The following is an 18497-nucleotide window of genomic DNA, read 5'->3' as shown; positions in this document are numbered from 1 at the left end:
ATCCGTTCCAGCAGTGGGGAGAGCGCCGTGCACGAGTACCGCAGGACGGAGGTCGTCGGGGCGCCCGGCGACCGGTTCGACGAGATCCTGACCCCGGAGGCGATCGCGTTCGTGGCGCGGCTGGACGACCGGTTCGCCGCCCGGCGCGCGGAGCTGCTGGCCGAGCGGCGGCAGCGGCGGGAGGAGTTCGCGGCCGGGGCCGTCCCGGACTTCCTGGCCGAGACCGCGCACGTCAGGGACGACCCGTCGTGGCGGGTGGCGCCTGCCGCGCCGGGGTTGGCGGAGCGGCAGGTGGAGATCACCGGGCCGCCGGACCGGAGGATGGCGCTGAACGCGCTCAACTCCGGGGCGCGGGTGTGGATGGCGGACTTCGAGGACGCCACCTCGCCGACGTGGCGGAACCTGGTGTCCGGGCAGGTGAACCTGCTCGACGCGGTGGAGGGGCGGATCGGGTTCACCGCGGAGGGCGGGAAGCGCTACGAGCTCGGCGACTCGCCCGCGACGATCGTGGTGCGACCGCGCGGGTGGCACCTGGTGGAGAAGCACCTGATCGTCGGCGGGCGGCCGGTGTCGGCCTCGCTGTTCGACTTCGGGCTGTTCCTGTTCCACTGCGGGCGGCGGTCGGTGGAGCGCGGGTTCGGGCCGTACTTCTACCTGCCGAAGCTGGAGGGGCACCGGGAGGCGCGGCTGTGGAACGACGTCTTCCTGTTCGCGCAGGAGGAGCTGGGGCTGCCGCGCGGGACGATCCGGGCGACGGTGCTGATCGAGACGATCACGGCGGCGTTCGAGATGGAGGAGATCCTCCACGAGCTGCGGGAGCACAGCTCGGGGTTGAACGCGGGGCGGTGGGACTACGTCTTCAGCCTGGTCAAGAACCTCGGCGACCGGCCGGGGTTCGTCCTGCCCGACCGGGCGCTGGTGACCATGGAGGCGCCGTTCCTGCGGGCCTACACCGAGCTGCTGGTGCGCACCTGCCACAAGCGGGGAGCGCACGCGATCGGCGGGATGGCGGCGTTCGTGCCGAGCCGGGACGCCGAGGCGAACGCGGTGGCGCTGGACGCGGTCGCGGCGGACAAGCGGCGCGAGGCCGCGGACGGGTTCGACGGCTCGTGGGTGGCGCACCCCGGTCTGGTCGGGGTGTGCGCGGCGGCGTTCACCCGGCCCGACCAGCTGGACCGGCTGCGGGAGGACGTGGCGGTGGTGGGCGCGGACCTGCTGGCGGTGGACCGGACTGGGGGTCGGGTGACCGAGGCCGGGCTGCGCGGGAACGTGTCGGTCGCGGTGCGGTACCTGGAGTCGTGGTTGTCCGGGGTGGGCGCGGTGGCGATCGGCGGGCTGATGGAGGACGCGGCCACGGCGGAGATCGCGCGCTGCCAGGTGTGGCAGTGGGTGCGGCACGGGACGCCGCTCGCCGAGGGCGGGGTGGTCGGCGAGGGGCTGGTGCGCGAGGTGCTGGAGAAGGAGCTGCTGGAGGTGGCCCCGGAGCGGCGGGAGGCGGTGCGGGAGGTGTTCGCGGAGAACGCGCTGGCGGAGCGGCTGCCGCTGTTCTTCACGACCAGGGCTTACGCCCGGCACCTGGCCGGTCGCGGGTAGTGGCGGGCGAGGGGGCGTCGTGGGGCCGCCCCCTCGCCGCGTTCGGGCTGGTCGCGCGGGGTGCTCCGGGGCTCGGGGCGGCGGGGGTGGCACCATGTCGGTGGCGTGGCCGGTCGCAGGGGTTCGAGGGGCGGGGTCGAGGGGTGGGTTCGGTGGAGTCCGGTGGCGGGGGCGCGGGGCGGGCCAAGCGGTCCGACGCCCGGCGCAACCAGGAGGCGCTGCTCGACGCGGCCTCGGCGGTGTTCGTGACGTCCGGGGTGGAGGCCCCGGTGCGGGACATCGCGGCCAGGGCCGGGGTGGGCGTGGGGACCATCTACCGGCACTTCCCCACCCGCGCGGACCTGGTGATCGCGGTGTTCCGGCACCAGGTGGACGCCTGCGCCGAGGCCGGGCCCGCGCTGCTGACCTGCTGCGCGTCGCCGCACGAGGCGGTGCGCCGGTGGGCCGACCTGTTCGTGGACTTCCTGGTGACCAAGCACGGCCTGGCGTCGGCGATGCGGTCGGACGACGAGGGGTTCCAGGCGCTGCACGCGCACTTCCTGGAGCGGTTGCTCCCGGTGTTCGAGCGGCTGCTGTCGGCGGCGGAGGCGGCGGGCGAGGTGCGGGAGGGGTTGGTGGCGCGGGAGGTGCTGATGGCGATCGGCAACCTGTGCATCGGCGCCGACCTGGACCCGTCGTACGACGCCCGGCGCGTGGTGGGGTTCCTGGTCGACGGGCTGCGCCCCGCCGGGTGACCGCTCCCCTGCGCGCCGGGGAGCGGTCGGGCGCGGATCAGCCCTGGTAGGGGGCCGCGATGTCGAGCACCCAGGTGACGCCGAAGCGGTCCTTCAGCATCCCGTACAGCGGGGCCCACGCGGACGGCGCGAGCGGGGCGAGGACCTGCGCGCCCTCGGACAGCGCCTTCCAGCGGGTGGTGAGCTCGGCCTCGTCGTCGCCGCGCACCGAGACGAAGAACGGGGCCGCGCCCGCGTCCCACTCGCGGGACGGCGGGACGTCGTAGGCCATCACCGCGAACCCCTCGGGGGAGGTGACCTGGCCCCACATGACCTGGTCGGCCTGCTCCGGGGTCTCGGCGGCGTGGGCGTCCGCGTAGGTGACCGCGACCAGGTGGCCGCCGAAGACCTCGCGGTAGAACTCCAGGGCCGCGCGGGCGTCGCCGCGGAAGTTCAGGTGGGGGGTGACGTTCACGGTCATCGGTGGTTCTCCTCGGTGTGCCGTCGTGCTGTGGGGACGACACTCGCAGGGGTAGCGGCCAGGTTGTGGCCGCTACTCCCGCGCGCGAGGGGAATTCGTCAGCGGTTGGCCGGTTCCAGGGCGCTCACCCCCTCGCGGGACTCGGCCAGGTGGTCGTCGACCACGGTGTCCCTGGCCGCCACGCCCGCCGGGACCACCGCGCCGGGCAGGAGCACCGAGCCGTGCACGAGCGCGCCCGGTTCGACCACCGCGCCGGGGAACACGACGCTGTCGCGCAGGTCGACGCCGCGCAGGTCGACGCCGTCCGGGAGGCGGTGCGGGAGCAGGCTGCCGGTCAGCGGGTCGAAGCGCGGCGGCTCGCCCGCCAGGGTCCTCGGCAGGGCGTCGGGCGGGAGCGGGGACGGGGTGGTCAGCAGCTTCAGGTGCTCCTCGCGGTAGCGGGCGACGGTGCCCACGTCGGCCCAGTAGCAGGAGATCGGGTGCGCCAGGACGCGGTGGCCCTGCGCGATCATGTGCGGCAGGACGTCGCGGCTGATGTCGTGCTGCCAGGCGTCCTGCGGCTGCGCGTCCAGCTCGGTCAGCACCCGCTCCAGCACGTCCGCCTTGAACAGGCAGAACGCGGTGAACACCAGGTCCGAGGTCGGGTTCCGCGGCTTCTCCACGAGCCTGCGCACGGCCAGGGCGTCGTCCACCTCGACCATGCCGAACAGGGACACGTAGCGGCGCTCGATGCGCTGCACGCCGATCGTGACGTCCGCGTCCGCCGCCCGGTGGGCCGCGACCATCGGGCCGTAGTCCAGGTCGTAGACGTGGTCGGCGTGCTGCACCAGGACGTCCCGCGCGCCCGGCGCGAACACGTGCTCGGCGTTGGCCAGCAGGGCGTCCGCCGTGCCGCGCTCCGGCGGGCGCTCGGGCAGCGGGCCGTCGTGGCCGGAGCGGACCAGGGCGTCGTGCGGTCCGAAGTGGACCCTCAGGCCGTTGCCGTCCCAGTTGCGGCGCAGGTGGTCGATCAGGTCGCGCTCGCGGTGCAGCGACATCAGCACCAGCTCGGGGATGCCCGAGCGGACCGCGTTGGCGACGCTGAAGTCGACCAGCCTGCACGAGGCCGCGTACGGCACCAGCGGTTTGCAGGTGCGGTCGGTGAGCCTGCCCATGCGCTCGCCGAGACCTCCGGCGAGCAGGGCGGCGCGGACGTCGGCGGTCACCAGGTCCTCCCCTGCGGGCGGGACTGCGGGAGCAGCTCGCGCAGCAGGCGCGCCGAGGTGGCCGTCCCCTGCTCCCTGGGGACGAGGGCGTCCTCGTGCTCGACGTAGAGGGCCCCGGTGAAGCCGACGTCGAGCAGCGCGGCCGTGATGGCGGGCCAGGGCAGCTCGCCGGCACCCAGGGTGCGGAAGCGGATCGCCGGGCCGGGCCCGTAGCGGGACCAGCCCGCGCCGCGCGGGTCGCCGGGGCCGGTCCAGCGCTGGAGGTCCTTGGCGTGGGCCGCCGCCGTCCGGTCGCCGAGGCGGTGGACCGCGGCCACCGGGTCGTGGCCGACCGCCGCCAGGTTCGCCACGTCCAGGCACAGGCGCACGTCGGCCGGGTGGTCCCCGGTGGCGTCGAGCAGGGCCTCGGCGCTGGCCGGGTCGTAGGCGACCTGCTTGGGGTGGGGCTCCACGAGCACGGTGACGCTGAGGTCGGCGGCCAGGTCGAGCAGCGGGGTCGCCGCGGCCCGCCACCGGTCGACGTTGTCGGACCAGGAGACGTCGCTGTGCCACCAGGACAACCAGCGGGACAGGTCGGGGACGCCGAGCATCAGCCGCACCTGGGGGACGCCCAGGTCGGCGGCGGCGCGGAGGGTGGCCTCGGCGTGCCGCCTGGCGTGGGCGGCCTTGTCCTCGGCGCTCCCCCGGTGGACCGGGTCGGTGTGCGGGCCGTGCGGGCCGAGCAGGAGCTGCGTGTCGCGGCTGTTGCTCAGGCAGCCCACGCGCGCGCCGCGCAGCGCCTCGGCGGTCTCCTCGCGGTAGCGGGGGTCGCGCTGCCAGCGGACCGCGTCGAACAGGCCCGAGGTGGTGTCGGTGGGCAGGTCGACCACGTCGGCGTCGGCCGCCGCCGCGAGCGCGGCCGTGAGGCCCGAACCGCCCCAGGAGGCCAGGCACAGGCCCAACCCGATGGGAGCGGACCGCTTCGGGTCCACTGTGGACGGTTCGGGTTCCCGCCGCCTCGGGGCCTCCGCGAGGTCGAGCAGCCAGGCGGAGTGGTCCTCGATGGCGCGCGGCAGCACGATCTCGCCCGCGCGCTCGCAGGACTGGAGCGCGGCCCGGACGGTGCGGGCCGGTTCGTCCACCGGCAGGACCTCGGTGACCGGGAGCGCGGCGCGCAGGCGGACCTCCAGCTCCGCGAGGAACTCCGGGCAGCCGTGCGGCACTCCCCCGCCCACCGCGACCGGGAACGGTCGCGCCCCCGCGATCGCGGGGAGCAGGCCCGCCGCCTCGGCCGCCGCCCGCGCGCCGGTGACCAGGTCGTCGAGCGCTCGGTCGACGATGCCCGCCGCGACCTCGTCGCCGTCGACCCAGGCCCGGCAGACCTGCGGGGCCAGCGCCGCGACCGCCGCCTTGGGGTGCGACCGGTCGGCCAGCTCGCGGGCGAGCGCGGCGGGCGAGGGGCGGTAGGCGTCGGTGAGGGCGGTGCGGGGGCCGCGGCCGTCCGCGCCGCGCACGGCCGCCCGCAGGCCCGCGAGGCCCAGGTCGAACGCGCTGCCCTCGTCGCTGCCGAGGTACTCGCAGCCGCCCACCCGCACCGGGGGCGCGTCGCCGGAGCAGGCCAGGAAGCCGGACCCGGTGCCGCACACGACGACCACGCCCCGGCCGCCCAGCGCGACCAGCCAGGGCAGGGCGTCGTTCGACACCACGACCGGTCCGCGCAGGCCCGCGTCGAGCGCGAGGTCGCGCAGCCTGGCCAGCTCCCCGTCCGGCGCGGCCGGGTCCAGGGTGGCGGTGGCGATCCAGCCCGCGCCGCCGACCTCGGCCAGGTCGGCGAGCAGCGCGCGCCACTCGGCGTCCGCGTCGTCGGACGAGGCCGGGTTGACGCTGCCGCGCCGCGCCAGCCCGCCGGGGCCGACGACGGCGGTGTCGCTGCCGCCCGCGTCCACCGCCCACAGCGGGCTCGCCCGGAGGCCGGAGTCGTCGAGCAGGCTCATCGCAGCCTCACCAGCGCGGCGCGGACCTCGTCCTCGGTGACGTCCTCGGCGATCACCGTGGCGCCCAGCTCGACCGGCAGCACGAAGCGCAGGCTGCCGTCGCGGATCTGGCGGATCTTCAGCAGCGCCGCCACCACGTCGTCCACCCTCGGCACCGCGCCCAGCTCCTCCAGCGCGACCGGCAGGCCGAGGCGGCGGATGAGGGCGGTGATCCGGTCGGCGACCTCGGGCACGACCAGGCCGCGCGCCCGCGCCACGTCCACCGCGACGACCATGCCGAACGCGACGGCCTCGCCGTGCAGCACCGGGCCGTAGTTCGTGACGGTCTCGACGGCGTGGCCGGTGGTGTGGCCGAAGTTCAGCGGTCGGCGCAGGTCGATCTCGTACGGGTCGCGGCCGACGAGCTTGGTCTTGATGGCGCCCGCCGCGTGCACGAGCACGTCGATGGCGGGCGAGGCGCAGGCCAGCAGGTCGTCGGCGTTGGCCTCGATGTAGTCGAACAGCTCGGGCGAGGCGATGACGGCCTTCTTGACCACCTCGGCCAGCCCGGAGCGGATCTGCCTGGTGTCCAGGGTGCGCAGGTGCTCCAGGCAGGAGATGACGGCCTTGGGCTGGTAGAAGGCGCCGACGAGGTTCTTGGCCTCGCTGTGGTCCACGGCGACCTTGCCGCCGATGCCCGCGTCGACCTGGGCGAGCAGGGTGGTCGGCATGTTGAGGTACGGGACGCCGCGCATGTAGGCGCTGGCGACGAAGCCGACGGTGTCGACCACGACGCCGCCGCCGAGCGCGATGACCACGTCGCGGCGGGCCAGGTCCACCTCGGCGAGCCAGTCGATCAGCTCGAACGCGGTGGTGAGGGACTTGGACTTCTCACCGGCGCGGATCGCGGTGCGGCCGATGAGCTGGCCGCGCGCCGCCAGCTCGGCGCTGATCCGGCCCTCGTGCAGGTCGGCGACGACGTCGTCGGTGATGACGACGGCGCGGCGACCGTCCAGCTCGGTCAGCAGCGCGTCGACCGCGCGGTCCACGTCGGGGAGGACGTGGATGCGGTAGTCGTCGTCGCGGGTGACGTGGACGTCGACCTGGTCGAGGTTGCCGGGAAGGGGGATGTTGTCGTGGATCCGGTAACCAGCGGGACTGTCCATACGCTCCTCCGGGGATCGCCTGAGAAGGGGACGTGTTGGCACCTCGACCATCTCAGAGTTACGTTGGGGCCACAAATCCGTAACGTTACGTGGTCAATCGGGGGTTACCGGGTGCCTGTAACCGCACAACGTCGTTCCTCGTCGCTCGGGCTGATCGCGGCGGCGGCCAGCTGGGGATTGTTCTGGGGTGGATGGGCTGCCCTGCTGCCGGACTTGAAAACCGCCGTGGGCGTGGATGACGCGGAATTCGGGCTGGTCCTGTTCGGGATCCCGATGGGGGCGCTCGCCGGGATGGTGCTGACGGCGCCGCTGGCGCGGGCGTTGCGGCAGTGGACGCTGCCGGTGGTGCTGGTGGCCTTCGCGGTGGCCTGCGCGCTGCCGGGGTTGGCGTCGGGGGCGCTCGCGTTCGGGGCGGCGCTGGCGGCGGTGGGGGCGACGTCCGGGGCGATCGAGGTGGCGCTGAACAGCACCGTCGCGGCGCACGAGGCTCGGGACGGGACGCGGTTGTTCAACCGGGTGCACGCGGCGACGCCGTTGGCGATGGTGCTGGCGGCGCCCGCGGTGGGGTTCGCGCGGTCGCAGGGGGTTGCGCCGTTGCCGGTGCTGGTGGTGGTTTCGGCGCTGGTGCTGGTGAGTGCGGGGTTGGCGGTGGATCGGGGCGGGTGGTCCGGGGCTTCGGGGTCTGGGTCTGGGGCTTCGGGGTCTGGTTCGGGGTCTGGCGCCGGTTCGGGGCGGCGGTTGCCTGCACCGGGGTTGCTGGCGTTCGGGTTGCTGGCGGCGGTGGTGCTGTTCCTGGAGAACGCGGTCGAGCAGTGGGGGGCGCTGCACCTGGAGCAGGGCATGGGCACCGGTCCGCTGCTGGGGAGCGCGGCGCCTGCGTGCTACATGGCCGGGCTCGCGGTGGGGCGGATGGTGGCGCAGTGGCGCGGCGACCGGGTTTCCGGGCGGGTGCTGGTGATGGGCGGCGGGGTGCTCGCGGCGATCGGCATCGGGGTGGCGTCGCTGGCGGCGGCGCTGGAGCTGTCACCGCTGCTGGCGCTGGCCGGGTTCGCGCTGGCGGGGGTGGGGATGGCGCCCGCGGTGCCGACGCTGATGGGGCTGGCCGGGTCGTCGGTGGACGACGAGCGGCGGCCGGGGGCGATCGCGACGGTGACGACGGTGTCGTACTTGGGGTTCTTGGGGAGCCCGCCGCTGGTGGGGTTGTTGGCGGGCGGGATCGGGTTGACGGCGGCGTTGGGGGTGTTGGCCTGCGGGGGGTTGGTGGTCGCGGTGGCTTCGGTGGTGGTGCGGGAGCCGGGTGGGGGGCGTGGGGAGCGGGTTGGTGGGGATGGAGTTGGCGGTGGGGGGTCGGCGGACGTGGCCAGGTGAGCCGGCGCAGCCGAGTGAGCGGGCGCGGTCGGATGAGCGGGCCGGATGTGGTTGGCGGGCACGGCTGGCAGGTGGTGCGGCGGGCGAACGGACCGTTCACCACATGGGCAAGCGGCTCGCAGCGCGCGGCTGGCCGACAGTGGCTCGGCAACGCGAGCGCGAAAGGGCAAGTCCCACTCGGTGAACGGACCATTCACCGAGTAGGACGGGCGGCCTATGGCGAGCAGGTGTCTGGCAGTTGTCCGGCAGGAGCGGCAGGCCCGGCAGTTGCCTGGCGGCGGTCCAGCAGTTGTCTGGCAGAGGACCCGGCAGGAGTAGTAGGCCCGGCAGGAGCGGCGAAGAGGCGATCCCATTCGGTGAATGGACCGTTCACCGAATGGGAAAGGTGCTCTGCGGTGAGCGGCTGACCGATGGCAGCTCGGTGGGAAGCGGCGCGGCGGATGGGCGGCGCGGTGCGTGAGCGGCGAGGGAGTGGCCTGGTGGGTGAGCAGCTGAGGAATGGTCCGGCGGGTGAGCGGGCCGTTTGCCGAGCATGAGTGAACGGACCATTCACCAAGTGGACGGGCGGCCTGTGGCGAGTGGGTGGTCGGCGGTGGCTCAGCGAGGCGGGCGGCGAAAAGGCAGCCGAGCAAGTGAGCGGGCTGTCGCCGTGAGTGAGTGGCCCGTTCGTCGGGTTCGGGTGAACGACCCGGTCGTCGGGGAGGCGGGTGCGGGGTGTGGGGTCGTGCGGTGGGGAAACGGGTTGGGGGTGCGGTGGGACCGGAGGGTCCACGAGGGTGATCGTTAGTTGCCCTGCCGCCGTTCCCCCTGTTCAGGAGCTTGATCACACTTCCCCGCCCCCTGCCCGCCGGGAGGGTGCGGGAGGCCGCAGCGTGTGGGCTGGGAACGGGGGTACGTGATGGGGGTGCTGGTCATCGGGAGCGGGTACCTGGGTGGTGCGGTCGCTGGGCGGCTGCGGGCTGGTGGTGTTGACGCTGTGGTGTGCTCGCGGCGGCGGCCTGGGGCGAGGGCTGCTGGTGGGGCGCCTTGGCGGGAGTTGGACGTTCGGGATGGGCGGGCCTGTCGGGAGCTCGTGGCGGAGCTCGCGCCTGAGGGTGTTGTGGTGGTGCACGGGCCGTCCGACATCACCTGGTGCGAGGCGAATCCCGCGCTCGCCCGCGAGGCTCACGTCGGTGGGGCTCGGAACATCGCCGACGCCGTCGAGGGGCGGCACGTGGTGTTGATATCCACCGACAACGTGTTCGACGGGACCCGTGCCAGCAGTGGGGAATCCGACCCGGTCTCGCCCGCGAACGCCTACGGCGCGGCGAAGCTCGCCGCTGAGCGGACGTTCCTGGAGCGGGGCAGCGCGTTGGCCCTCCGGGTCAGCCTGGTGCACGGGTGGGACCCGGACGGGTTGCGGCCGAACTTCGCCACCACCTGCCTGCGGGCCCTGCGGGACGGGCGGGAGCTGGACGTGCCCGAGGACCACTGGAACACGCCCGTGCACGTGGACGACGTGTCGGCCTGGGTGGTGGCGCTGCTGGGAACCCGGCGCACCGGGGTGCTGCACCTCGGGGGGCCCGACCGGCTCAGCAGGCTGGAGTGGGCGCGGCGGATCGCCACCGCGCAGGGGTTGGACGCCGGGTTGTTGCGGCCGGTGCGGCGCGCGGACAGCGCGTACGCCTGCCGCCCCGAGAACGCCTGCCTGCACAGCGAGCGCGCGGCGCTGCTGCCCGAACTGGCCGGGTTGGCGCCGGAAGGGGTGGACGTGAGCGCGCGCCGACTGCCACGGGAGGGCTGACGCGGGGAGGGCGGCCCGGAGCAGGACCAGCTGGAGCAGGACGACCCGAGGAAGTCCGAGCAGTGGAGGACCGTTGACGCAGCAGCACACCGACCCTACCGGCGCAGCGAACCCGGACCCGGACCCGGCGCAGAGCACGGCCCCGGCCCCGGCCCGCAGCGCGGCGCAGGACCCGGCCCGGAACCCGATCCCCACCCCGACCACCCAGGCGGGCGCGCGGGCCACGCCCGACGCCTCCCCCGCCGCCCCCCTCCGCGCCGAGCACCTGTTCCTCGCCAGCAAGCGCGCCGTCGTCACCTACGCGCCCGACGAGGCCGGCGAGCTCCGCGCCTGGCTCGCCCCCGGTGGCACCGGGAACGTCGTCGCCGAGCAGGCCGGGTACCTCGACGTGTCCTGGATCGCCAGCGCCGACACCGACGACGACCACCGCGCGGTCGAGCAGAACCCGGACGGCGCGGTCGTCGAGCTGCCCTCCGGGCGGTCCATCCGGCTGCACCAGATCCGGCACGACCGCCAGGTGTTCCGGGCGGTGCAGGACCTGTTCACCGCCGAGCTCATGTGGGCGGGCAACAACTACGGCTGGGACCGGTGGACCACGCCCACGTTCGACGGGTCCACGCGCGAGGTGTGGGAGCTGTTCGGGCGCTTCACCGAGGACTTCGCCGACGAGCTGCTGCGCCGCTCCGAAGGCGTGGACTCGCCGGTGTTCCTGGTGCACGACTACCAGCTCGTGCGGGTGCCGCAGCACGTGCGGGCGGCGCGGCCGGACGCGCCGATCCTGCTGTTCGTGCACATCCCCTGGCCGTCCGCGGACTACTGGCGGATCATGCCCAAGCAGGTGCGGGTGAGCGTGCTGGAGGGGATGCTCGCCTCCGACGTCATCGGCTTCTTCAGCGCCCGCTGGGTGCGCAACTTCCTGGCCTGCGTAGCCGACCTGCTGCCGGACGCCGAGGTGGAGGGCACGTCCGTGCGCCGGCGCGGGCGCACCACGCGGGTGCTCGCCCAGCCGCTCGGGTACAGCCCGGAGACCGTGCGGCGCCGGGAGTCCGCGCTGCCGCCGGGGATCGCCGAGTGGGCCGGTGACGCGAAGCTCGTGGTGCACTCCGGGCGCACCGACCCGATCAAGAACGGCTGGCGGGCGGTGCGGGCGTTCACCCGCGCCGTGCAGGACAACCCGGAGCTGCGCGGGACGCGGATGCTGGTGCGGATGAACCCCAACCGGCTGTACGTGCCCGCCAACGCCGACTACGTGCGCCGGGTGGAGGAGGAGGTCGAGCGGGCCAACGCCGAGCTGGGCGCGGACACCGTGCGCACGCACTGCGACAACGACGTGAACCACACCTTCGGCTGCTTCGAGCGGGCCGACCTGCTGGTGTTCAACTCCACTGTGGACGGTCAGAACCTGAGCGTGTTCGAGGCCCCGCTGGTGAACCGGCGGGACGCGGACGTGGTGCTGTCGGAGCTGGCGGGCGCCGCGGAGATCCTCGGGCCGGTGTGCCGGGAGGTGAACCCGCAGGACGTCGCCGAGCAGGCCGAGGCGATCGCGGCCGGGCTGCTGGCCCCGCGCGAGGACCGGGCGCGGGCGGCGCAGGTGCGGCGGGACACCGCGCGGCCGTGGACGCTGGAGCGGTGGGTGGACGACCAGCTGGCCAGCCTGGGGCTGCGCTGATGACGGCGCGGGACGCGGTCAGGCAGGGCAGTCAGGCCGCGCACGACGCCGCCTACTACGGCCTCGGCGACGCGCTGCTGGTGCGCGGCGAGGGCGTGCGGGTGTGGGACGAGTCGGGGCGCGAGTACCTGGACTGCGTGTCCGGCACGTTCAACCTCGTGCTGGGGCACAACCACCCCGAGGTGGTGGCGGCGGTCAAGCGGCAGGCCGACGAGCTGGTGTTCGCCAGCTCCTCGTTCCAGACCGCGCCGACCAACCGGGTGCTGGAGCTGCTCGCGGAGCTGGCGCCGGACGGGCTGGACCGGGTCAACCTGCGCAGCGCGGGCGGGTCCACCGCCAACGAGGGCGCCATCAAGATGGCCCAGTGGCACACCGGCAAGCGCGACGTGGTGGTGCCGTTCCGGGGGCACCTCGGCCAGACCATCGCGACCGCCAGCTACAACGGGACCTCGCGGATGCGCGAGCCGTTCCCGTACCACCTGCCGGGCGCGGTGCGGGTGCCGGACGCCTACTGCCACCGGTGCTTCTACGGCAAGACGCCGGACTCGTGCGGGCTGTGGTGCGTGGACCGGATCGAGGACTTCCTGCGCTACGCCTCCTCCGGGAGCGTGGCGGCGATGGTGGTCGAGCCGATCAGCGGGGTGGGCGGCAACATCGTGCCGCCGCCGGGATACCTGGCGCGGCTGCGGGAGTTCTGCACCGAGCGCGGGATCGTGCTGGTGTTCGACGAGAACCAGACCGGGCTCGGGCGCACCGGCAGCGTGTTCGCCGCCGACCACTTCGGCGTCACCCCGGACGTGATCACCGTGTCGAAGGGGCTGACCGGCAGCGGGCTGCCGCTCGCGGCGATCATCACCACCGAGGAGCTGGTGGGGATGCCGCGCTCGATGCACGGGTTCACCTACGGCGGGCACACGCTGTCCGCCGCGGCGGCCGTCGTGACGCTGGACGTCGTGCGGCGGCCGGAGTTCCTGGCGCACGTGCGGGAGGTCGGGTCGGTGCTGCTGGAGCGGTTGCGGGCGCTGGAGCACCCGGCGCTGGACGAGGTGCGCGGGGTCGGGCTGATGCTCGGGGTGGAGCTGGCAGAGCCGGACGGGTCGCGCTCGCCGAGGCTGGCGACCGCGCTGCAGGAGCGGTTGGCCGCGCGCGGGGTGGTGACCAGGGTGTCCGAGCACGGCGAGGGCAACGTGATCGAGCTGCGGCCCCCGCTGGTGCTGAGCGTCGAGGACGCGCACCTGGTCGCGGACCGGTTCGGAGAGGCGTTGGACGGGCTGTGAGCGGTGGGACGACGGGCCGGGGCGCGCCGGGGGTCGGCTCCCCCGGCGCGACCGCGCGCGGTTCCGCAGGCGCGCGAGGGGTTTCCGGCGCGGCCGGGCGGGTGGTCGAGCTGGCCGAGGCGGGTCCGGTGCTGGTCACCGGGGACGCCGGGGCAGGCGGGGGCGCGCTGGTCGACGTGGAGCTGATGGGGGTGTGCCGGTCGGACCTGAAGGAGGTCGCGGGCACCAGGGGCGGGCCGGGGCAGTTCGGGCACGAGCTGGTCGGGCGGGTCGTGGACAGCGACGTGCCGGGGCTGGCGGTCGGGGCGCGGGTGTGCCTGGACCCGAACCGGCCGGTGGCGCGGGGCAGCGGGTTCGCCGACCTGGTGCGGGTGCGCGGGGACGCCGGGGAGGTGCGGCTCGCGCTCCCCGTTGTGCCGGAAGGGGTTCCGGCGGAGCGGCTGGTGTTCGCGGAACCGGCGGCGTGCGCGGCGCACTGCCTGGGCGCGGTGCGGCGGCACCTGGGGACCGAGGTCGCGGGCCGGTCGGTGCACGTGCTCGGGGCCGGGATCGCCGGGGTGCTGATCGCGGCGCTCGCCGAGCGGGCCGGGGCGCGGGTGGCGCTGCGGAACCGGTCGGCGGACCGGGTGGACTTCCTGCGGGAGCGGGGTGTGCTGCCGTCCGCCGCGGGTGGTGCGGGTGATCGGGAGCGGCCGGACGCGGTCGTGGTCGCGGCGAGCTTCGTGGTGGACGAGCTGCTGGTTCAGGCGCTGGACCTGGTGCGGCCCGGCGGGCTGGTGCTGCTGTACGGCGGCACCCGCGCCGGTCAGCGGCTGGCCGGGCTGGACGTGGACCTGGACGCGGTGCGGCGCGGTGAGCTGCGGGTCGAGGCGGGGTGGCGGGGCTCCCCCGTGGTGCTGGGCGGCAGCTACGGCACCGCGCCGCGGGACTTCGCCACCGCGATCGAGGCCGTCGCCGACGAGCGGCTGGGCGTGGAGCGGCTGGTGACGCGGGTGGTGCGCCTGGCCGAGCTGCCGGACGTGCTGCGGGAGCTGGTGTCGGGTCGGCAGCTCGGCAAGGTCGTGGTCCGCCGGTAGGTCGCCCCCGCGGGTCACATGGCCCTGGTGTCGCGGGGCGGGGCGACCGGCTCGTGGTCCTCGGCCTGCCCCGCCTCCATGCGGCGCCCGCGCTCCAGCTCGGCGTCCAGCTCCGCGCCGAGCAGCAGCGCGATGTTGGAGATCCACAGCCACACCAGGAACACCACCACGCCCGCGAGCGGCCCGTAGGTCTTGTCGTACGAGCCCGCGTGGGTGGCGTAGAAGCCGAAGCCGAACGAGGCGATCACCCACAGCAGCACCGCGAGCAGCCCGCCGGGCGTGATCCACAGCCAGCTCGGCTGGCGCACGTTCGGCGAGGCCCAGTACAGCAGCCCGATCGCGGCGCTGGCCAGCAGGAGCAGCACCGGCCACTTCGCCAGGTCCCACACCGCGACGGCCTCGCGGCCCAGCCCCACCAGGTCCCCCACCCACACCGCGACGTCGCCGGTGAGGGCCGTGCCCGCCGCGACCAGCGCGAGCAGCACCACGACCCCGAGGGTCAGCAGGACGCGCAGCGGCAGGAGCTTCCACAGCGGGCGGCCCTCGTCCACCTCGTAGATGGCGTTCGCCGCGCGCATGAACGCGCCGACGTAGCCGGAGGCCGACCACAGCGCGGTGGCCAGGCCGAAGATCGCGACGGGTCCGGCGACGGACGGGCGCAGGCTGTCCAGAGCCTGGACGAGGATGTCGCGCGCCGGGCCGGGGCCGAGCGCGGACAGGCTGTCCACGAGGGTCTGCTTGGCGTCCGGGCCGAGGATCCCCAGCAGACCGGTGAGCAGCAGCACTCCGGGGAACAGCGACAGCACGGCGTAGTAGGTCAGCGCGGCGGCGCGGTCCATCAGGCCGTCCTCGGTGAACTCCGTTGCGGTGCGCTTGAGGACGGCCCACCAGGACCGCTTGGGCAGCTCGGTGGGCGCGGCGGGTGATTGGGCCATGACCGGCGGTTTGCCCGAACGGAGGTCACCCACACCACGCGGTTGACCCGGCGTGACCGGGGTAGTCGGAGTGGAGGCTTGGGAGAGGAGACGGTCATGGAGCAGGTCACCGCCGCCGCCGACCGGGCGGACCCGTCCACGGGGGAGCTGGTCGGCAGGTTGAGCGAGCAGGTGAGCAGGCTCGCCCGCGAGGAGATCCGGCTCGCGGTGCTGGAGGTGCAGGAGAAGGGCAAGAAGGCCGGGCGCGGCGCCGGGCTGCTGGGCGGGGCCGGGGTGCTGGCCTGGTTCGGCGTGATGGCGCTGGTCGCCGCGCTGATCCTGGCGCTGGCGCAGGTCATGCCCGCCTGGGGCGCCGCCCTGGTGGTGGCGGGCGGGGTGTTCGTGGTGGCCGGGGCGCTGGCGCTGATCGGGCGCGGGCAGCTGCGGCGGGCCGCGCCGCCGATCCCCGAGCAGGCCGTGGCCGGGGTCAAGCGCGACCTGGCCGCCGTGAGCGAGCGGGCGCACCGGTGACCGGGCCCGGAGGCATCCCGGAGAACCGGCGGGAGCTGGAGCTCGACATCGAGCTGACCCGGCGGGAGCTGGGCGACACGGTCGAGGCCCTGGTGCACAAGGTGGACGTGCCCGCGCGGGCGCGGGAGGCGGCCGAGGACGTGAAGGCGCGGGCGTCGGACGTGGTGGACGAGGTCAAGGGGAAGGTGGCAGAGGTGGCTGGTGAGGCGAAGGTGAAGGCGGAGGAGCTCGCCGACGGGGCCGCCGCGGTGGCCGGTCAGGCGCGGGTGCGGGCGGAGGAGCTGGCCGGGGAGGCCAAGGTCAAGGCCGCCGAGGTCGCGGAGAGGGCGGCGGAGAAGGTCGGCGCGGTCGCGGGCGACGCCAAGGTGAAGGTCGGCGCGGTCGCGGACGAGGCGAAGGTCAAGGCGGCGGAGGTCGCGGACCGGGCCGCGGTCGTGGCCGACCAGGCGCGGGGCCGGGCCTCGCACGCGGTCGAGCAGCTGCCGCCGCCCGCGCGCCGGGCCCTCAGGGAGCACCCGGCCGCGGTGGTCGCGGGCGTGGTGGCGGTGGGGCTGCTGGTGTGGCGGTTGGCGCGGCGCGGCAGGTGAGGGTCGGCAGGTGAGGGGTGGCCCGGCGCGCCCAGGGGTGGCGCGCCGGGCGGGTGGTCAGGCGGCCAGGCGCAGCACGGCGGACAGACCGCGCGGCCGGTCCACCGAGCGCTCGCTGGGCAGCAGGTAGACGGGCATCCCGGCGCGCACGGCCGCGCCGTCCTTGACCGGGTCGTCGCCCACGTACAGCACCCGGCCGGGCAGCTCCCGCCTGGCGACGGCGAACAGCTCGGGGTCGGGCTTCTCCACGCCGTGCTCGCAGGAGAGCACCACGACGTCGAGCAGCTCCAGCACCCCGGCCGCCGCGAGCGCGGGGCGCAGGTCCCAGCCGATGTTGCTGAGCACGCCGAGCTTGAGGCCGCGGGCGCGCAGCTCGGTGAGCACCGGGAGGGCGTCGGGGTAGGGGCGCCAGCCCGCCGGGTCGGTCAGGCCCGCGTAGACGGCCTCCACCACGCCGTCCGGGAACGGTCCCGCCTCGGCGATCAGGCCCGTCCACACCGCGCGGTGCGCCTCGACGGACAGGTCGCCGCCCTTGCGGGCCTTGAGCGAGGCCGGCGAGTCCACGTGAGCGAGCACCCGGCTCAGGGTTGTCGCCGCCTCCGGCTCGGGAAGGCCGGTGCGGGCGGCGAGGCCGCGGGCGTCGAGCACGCCGGTGTCGTCGAAGAGGGTGCCGGAGAAGTCGAACAGGACGGCGTCGAACGTGCTGTCGTTGTCCACGTGTCCCCACCGTAGTGCGGGTGGGGCGGGTCGGCGCGGCGCGGCGGTGTGCGTTCCCGCAGTCGCGCGGGCGTGGCCGGGAGGATCAGAAGAACTCGTCGAGCAGCTGGTAGTAGTCCACGCGCCACGGGTCGGTGCGGGCGAGGACCTGGTGGGCCGCGGGGCTCGCGCCGTAGGCGGGGTTCAGGTCGGGGGCGCCCGCCGAGCGGGCCAGCAGGGCGAGGTCCTGGTGGCGGTCGGCGAGCCCGAGCCTGCCGACGTCGAGGACTCCGGTGACGCGCGCGGTGTCCGGGTCGAGCAGGACGTTGGGCAGGCTGAAGTCGCCGTGGCACACCGCGAGGTCGCGCTCCTCGTGCGCCGCCGCCCGGTCGCGGCCCGCGCGCAGCAGGTCCAGCAGCTCCCCCGCCGACCGACCGAGGCGGGCGTCGTCGAAGTCGGACTCGTCCACGCGCCCGCAGGCGACGTTGCCCTCGGCCTCCGGGACGGTGACCGCGAGGCGGCGGTCGAACGGGCAGTCCGGGAGGGCGTGCAGGACGTCGAGGAACGCCAGGAGCGCGGTCATCGCGGCGGGGACGGCAGACGGCGGCAGGTCGGAGGCGGGCACGCCGGGGAGGGTGGTGGTGACCAGGACGCCGGTGTCGGACCAGTCGACCACCTCGGGCGCGCCGACCGGGGTGCCCGCGAGCCAGAGCAGGCGGTCGCGCTCGGCGGCGAGGGCGGCGACGTCGGCGGAGGTCTTGCGGTGGTGGCGGCCGTCCGGGCTGCGGCGCACCCGCGCGCCGGACAGGCCGGTGGTCACGGGGGTCCAGTCGTCCACGGGGACAGTGTGCCGGTCAGAGGCGGTCGAGGAGACCGGCGGGGTCGAAGGCGGTGAACGGGCCGCAGACGCGCAGGCCGCAGCGGGACAGCTCGGGGTGCCGCACGGCCACCTCGGGGCGCAGGATCAGCAGGTCGGGGACGTGGTCGACGGGGACGGGGCGGCCCAGGACCACACCGTCGAGGTCCAGGGCGCGGGTGGTTCCGCCGCGGTCAACGGCCAGGCCGAGCAGGGCGTCGCCGAGTTGCCGGGCCCTGGTGAGGACGAGGGTGATCAGCCGGTCCTGGGCGTCGGGGTCGGCGTCCAGGGGGGACTCCTCCACGACGGCCTCGGGCGCGACGCGGCGCATCGCGCAGCGGACGCCCCGGTCGGCGACCGCCACCGCGCGCGAGGCGGTGGGGCGCTCGACGCGCCTGGGGGACCAGCCGGTCCGGTAGAGGGCGGTGAAGCCGTCGGCCATGCGCTGGGTTCCTCACTCCGCCCGGCCGGACGCGAGCGATCCGGTCGGGAACCCTGCCACACCGTTCGGTGACCCAACAAGCACCTTGCGTGACGACCTGCCTGTGGGGATGCTCACCCCGGCTCGGACGGGGGACGCCTGGCGGGGGCCGGGGCGCCGGTCGCGCCGCGCCGCGCCACACCCCGGTG

General features: G+C 75.0%; 17 protein-coding genes. 9 read left to right on the top strand and 8 right to left on the bottom strand.

What is annotated here, in order from left to right:
* Positions 1-27 precede the first annotated feature (27 nt).
* Positions 28-1593, top strand: a complete 1566-nt coding sequence (aceB, locus tag CNX65_RS10010; RefSeq protein WP_096492526.1) for a malate synthase A — start codon at positions 28-30, stop codon at positions 1591-1593.
* Positions 1594-1745: 152 nt separating this feature from the next.
* Positions 1746-2327, top strand: coding sequence for a TetR/AcrR family transcriptional regulator (locus tag CNX65_RS10005; protein WP_096492525.1), 582 nt, complete (start codon positions 1746-1748; stop codon positions 2325-2327).
* Between the two features lie 37 nt (positions 2328-2364).
* Here the strand turns inward: CNX65_RS10005 and CNX65_RS10000 are convergent, their stop codons facing one another.
* The 4 genes from CNX65_RS10000 to aroB all read right to left on the bottom strand — a co-directional run bounded on the left by CNX65_RS10000 (position 2365) and on the right by aroB (position 7110).
* Entirely contained in the window at positions 2365-2787 is a 423-nt protein-coding gene (locus CNX65_RS10000; protein WP_096492524.1) for a VOC family protein, read from the bottom strand.
* Positions 2788-2885: 98 nt separating this feature from the next.
* The gene (locus tag CNX65_RS09995) at positions 2886-3992 is read right to left on the bottom strand and encodes a sugar phosphate nucleotidyltransferase (RefSeq protein WP_096492523.1); all 1107 of its coding nucleotides are present in this window, start codon (positions 3990-3992) and stop codon (positions 2886-2888) included.
* Entirely contained in the window at positions 3989-5965 is a 1977-nt protein-coding gene (locus CNX65_RS09990; RefSeq protein ID WP_096492522.1) for a TIM barrel protein, read from the bottom strand. Before CNX65_RS09990 ends, CNX65_RS09995 begins: the two co-directional genes overlap by 4 nt.
* Positions 5962-7110, bottom strand: coding sequence for a 3-dehydroquinate synthase (gene aroB, locus CNX65_RS09985; protein WP_096492521.1), 1149 nt, complete (start codon positions 7108-7110; stop codon positions 5962-5964). The genes CNX65_RS09990 and aroB overlap by 4 nt, the downstream gene beginning before the upstream one ends.
* Positions 7111-7341: 231 nt before the next feature.
* Here aroB and CNX65_RS09980 point away from each other — a divergent pair, with 231 nt between their 5' ends.
* From CNX65_RS09980 to CNX65_RS09960, 5 genes are all read left to right on the top strand, one after another.
* A complete protein-coding gene (locus CNX65_RS09980; protein WP_157767570.1) occupies positions 7342-8478 on the top strand; it encodes an MFS transporter in 1137 nt (378 codons plus the stop codon).
* Positions 8479-9376: 898 nt separating this feature from the next.
* Positions 9377-10261, top strand: a complete 885-nt coding sequence (locus tag CNX65_RS09975) for an SDR family oxidoreductase (protein WP_218182231.1) — start codon at positions 9377-9379, stop codon at positions 10259-10261.
* A 73-nt stretch (positions 10262-10334) separates the two neighbouring features.
* Entirely contained in the window at positions 10335-11930 is a 1596-nt protein-coding gene (locus tag CNX65_RS09970) for a trehalose-6-phosphate synthase (protein ID WP_096492518.1), read from the top strand.
* Complete coding sequence (locus CNX65_RS09965) at positions 11930-13207, top strand: aspartate aminotransferase family protein (protein ID WP_096492517.1); 1278 nt, start codon at positions 11930-11932, stop codon at positions 13205-13207. Before CNX65_RS09970 ends, CNX65_RS09965 begins: the two co-directional genes overlap by 1 nt.
* A complete protein-coding gene (locus tag CNX65_RS09960) occupies positions 13204-14283 on the top strand; it encodes an alcohol dehydrogenase catalytic domain-containing protein (RefSeq protein ID WP_157767569.1) in 1080 nt (359 codons plus the stop codon). Before CNX65_RS09965 ends, CNX65_RS09960 begins: the two co-directional genes overlap by 4 nt.
* 14 nt (positions 14284-14297) lie before the next feature.
* Here CNX65_RS09960 and CNX65_RS09955 read toward each other — a convergent pair whose 3' ends face one another.
* Positions 14298-15218 carry a YihY/virulence factor BrkB family protein gene (locus CNX65_RS09955; RefSeq protein WP_096492515.1) on the bottom strand — a complete coding sequence of 307 codons (921 nt, stop codon included), beginning with the start codon at positions 15216-15218 and terminating at the stop codon, positions 14298-14300.
* A gap of 96 nt (positions 15219-15314) precedes the next feature.
* On the opposite strand from CNX65_RS09955, the gene CNX65_RS09950 reads away from it, so the two are divergent.
* Both CNX65_RS09950 and CNX65_RS36815 read left to right on the top strand, forming a co-directional pair.
* Positions 15315-15728: a phage holin family protein gene (locus CNX65_RS09950; RefSeq protein WP_096492514.1), complete on the top strand. Its 414-nt coding sequence runs from the start codon at positions 15315-15317 to the stop codon at positions 15726-15728.
* A complete protein-coding gene (locus tag CNX65_RS36815; protein WP_096492513.1) occupies positions 15725-16315 on the top strand; it encodes a DUF3618 domain-containing protein in 591 nt (196 codons plus the stop codon). Before CNX65_RS09950 ends, CNX65_RS36815 begins: the two co-directional genes overlap by 4 nt.
* A 57-nt stretch (positions 16316-16372) precedes the next feature.
* Here CNX65_RS36815 and CNX65_RS09940 read toward each other — a convergent pair whose 3' ends face one another.
* The 3 genes from CNX65_RS09940 to CNX65_RS36055 all read right to left on the bottom strand — a co-directional run bounded on the left by CNX65_RS09940 (position 16373) and on the right by CNX65_RS36055 (position 18309).
* Complete coding sequence (locus CNX65_RS09940) at positions 16373-17032, bottom strand: HAD family hydrolase (protein WP_096492512.1); 660 nt, start codon at positions 17030-17032, stop codon at positions 16373-16375.
* A gap of 85 nt (positions 17033-17117) precedes the next feature.
* Positions 17118-17849: an aminoglycoside 3'-phosphotransferase gene (locus CNX65_RS09935; RefSeq protein ID WP_096492511.1), complete on the bottom strand. Its 732-nt coding sequence runs from the start codon at positions 17847-17849 to the stop codon at positions 17118-17120.
* Positions 17850-17865: 16 nt separating this feature from the next.
* Positions 17866-18309, bottom strand: a complete 444-nt coding sequence (locus CNX65_RS36055; RefSeq protein ID WP_096492510.1) for a hypothetical protein — start codon at positions 18307-18309, stop codon at positions 17866-17868.
* Positions 18310-18497 lie beyond the last annotated feature (188 nt).

Source organism: Actinosynnema pretiosum, from assembly GCF_002354875.1.
Taxonomy (GTDB): domain Bacteria; phylum Actinomycetota; class Actinomycetes; order Mycobacteriales; family Pseudonocardiaceae; genus Actinosynnema; species Actinosynnema auranticum.
The sequence above is the reverse complement of the archived record's forward strand: the minus strand, read 5'-3'. Positions and strand labels throughout refer to the sequence as shown.

Bases quoted from the DNA above. Each gene is read 5' to 3' on its own strand.
- CNX65_RS09965 (WP_096492517.1), top strand. From the start codon at position 11,930: ATGACGGCGCGGGACGCGGTCAGGCAGGGCAGTCAGGCCGCGCACGAC.
- CNX65_RS09975 (WP_218182231.1), top strand. From the start codon at position 9,377: ATGGGGGTGCTGGTCATCGGGAGCGGGTACCTGGGTGGTGCGGTCGCT.
- CNX65_RS36055 (WP_096492510.1), bottom strand. From the start codon at position 18,309: ATGGCCGACGGCTTCACCGCCCTCTACCGGACCGGCTGGTCCCCCAGG.
- aroB (WP_096492521.1), bottom strand. From the start codon at position 7,110: ATGGACAGTCCCGCTGGTTACCGGATCCACGACAACATCCCCCTTCCC.
- CNX65_RS09990 (WP_096492522.1), bottom strand. From the start codon at position 5,965: ATGAGCCTGCTCGACGACTCCGGCCTCCGGGCGAGCCCGCTGTGGGCG.
- CNX65_RS09950 (WP_096492514.1), top strand. From the start codon at position 15,315: ATGGAGCAGGTCACCGCCGCCGCCGACCGGGCGGACCCGTCCACGGGG.
- CNX65_RS10000 (WP_096492524.1), bottom strand. From the start codon at position 2,787: ATGACCGTGAACGTCACCCCCCACCTGAACTTCCGCGGCGACGCCCGC.
- CNX65_RS09955 (WP_096492515.1), bottom strand. From the start codon at position 15,218: ATGGCCCAATCACCCGCCGCGCCCACCGAGCTGCCCAAGCGGTCCTGG.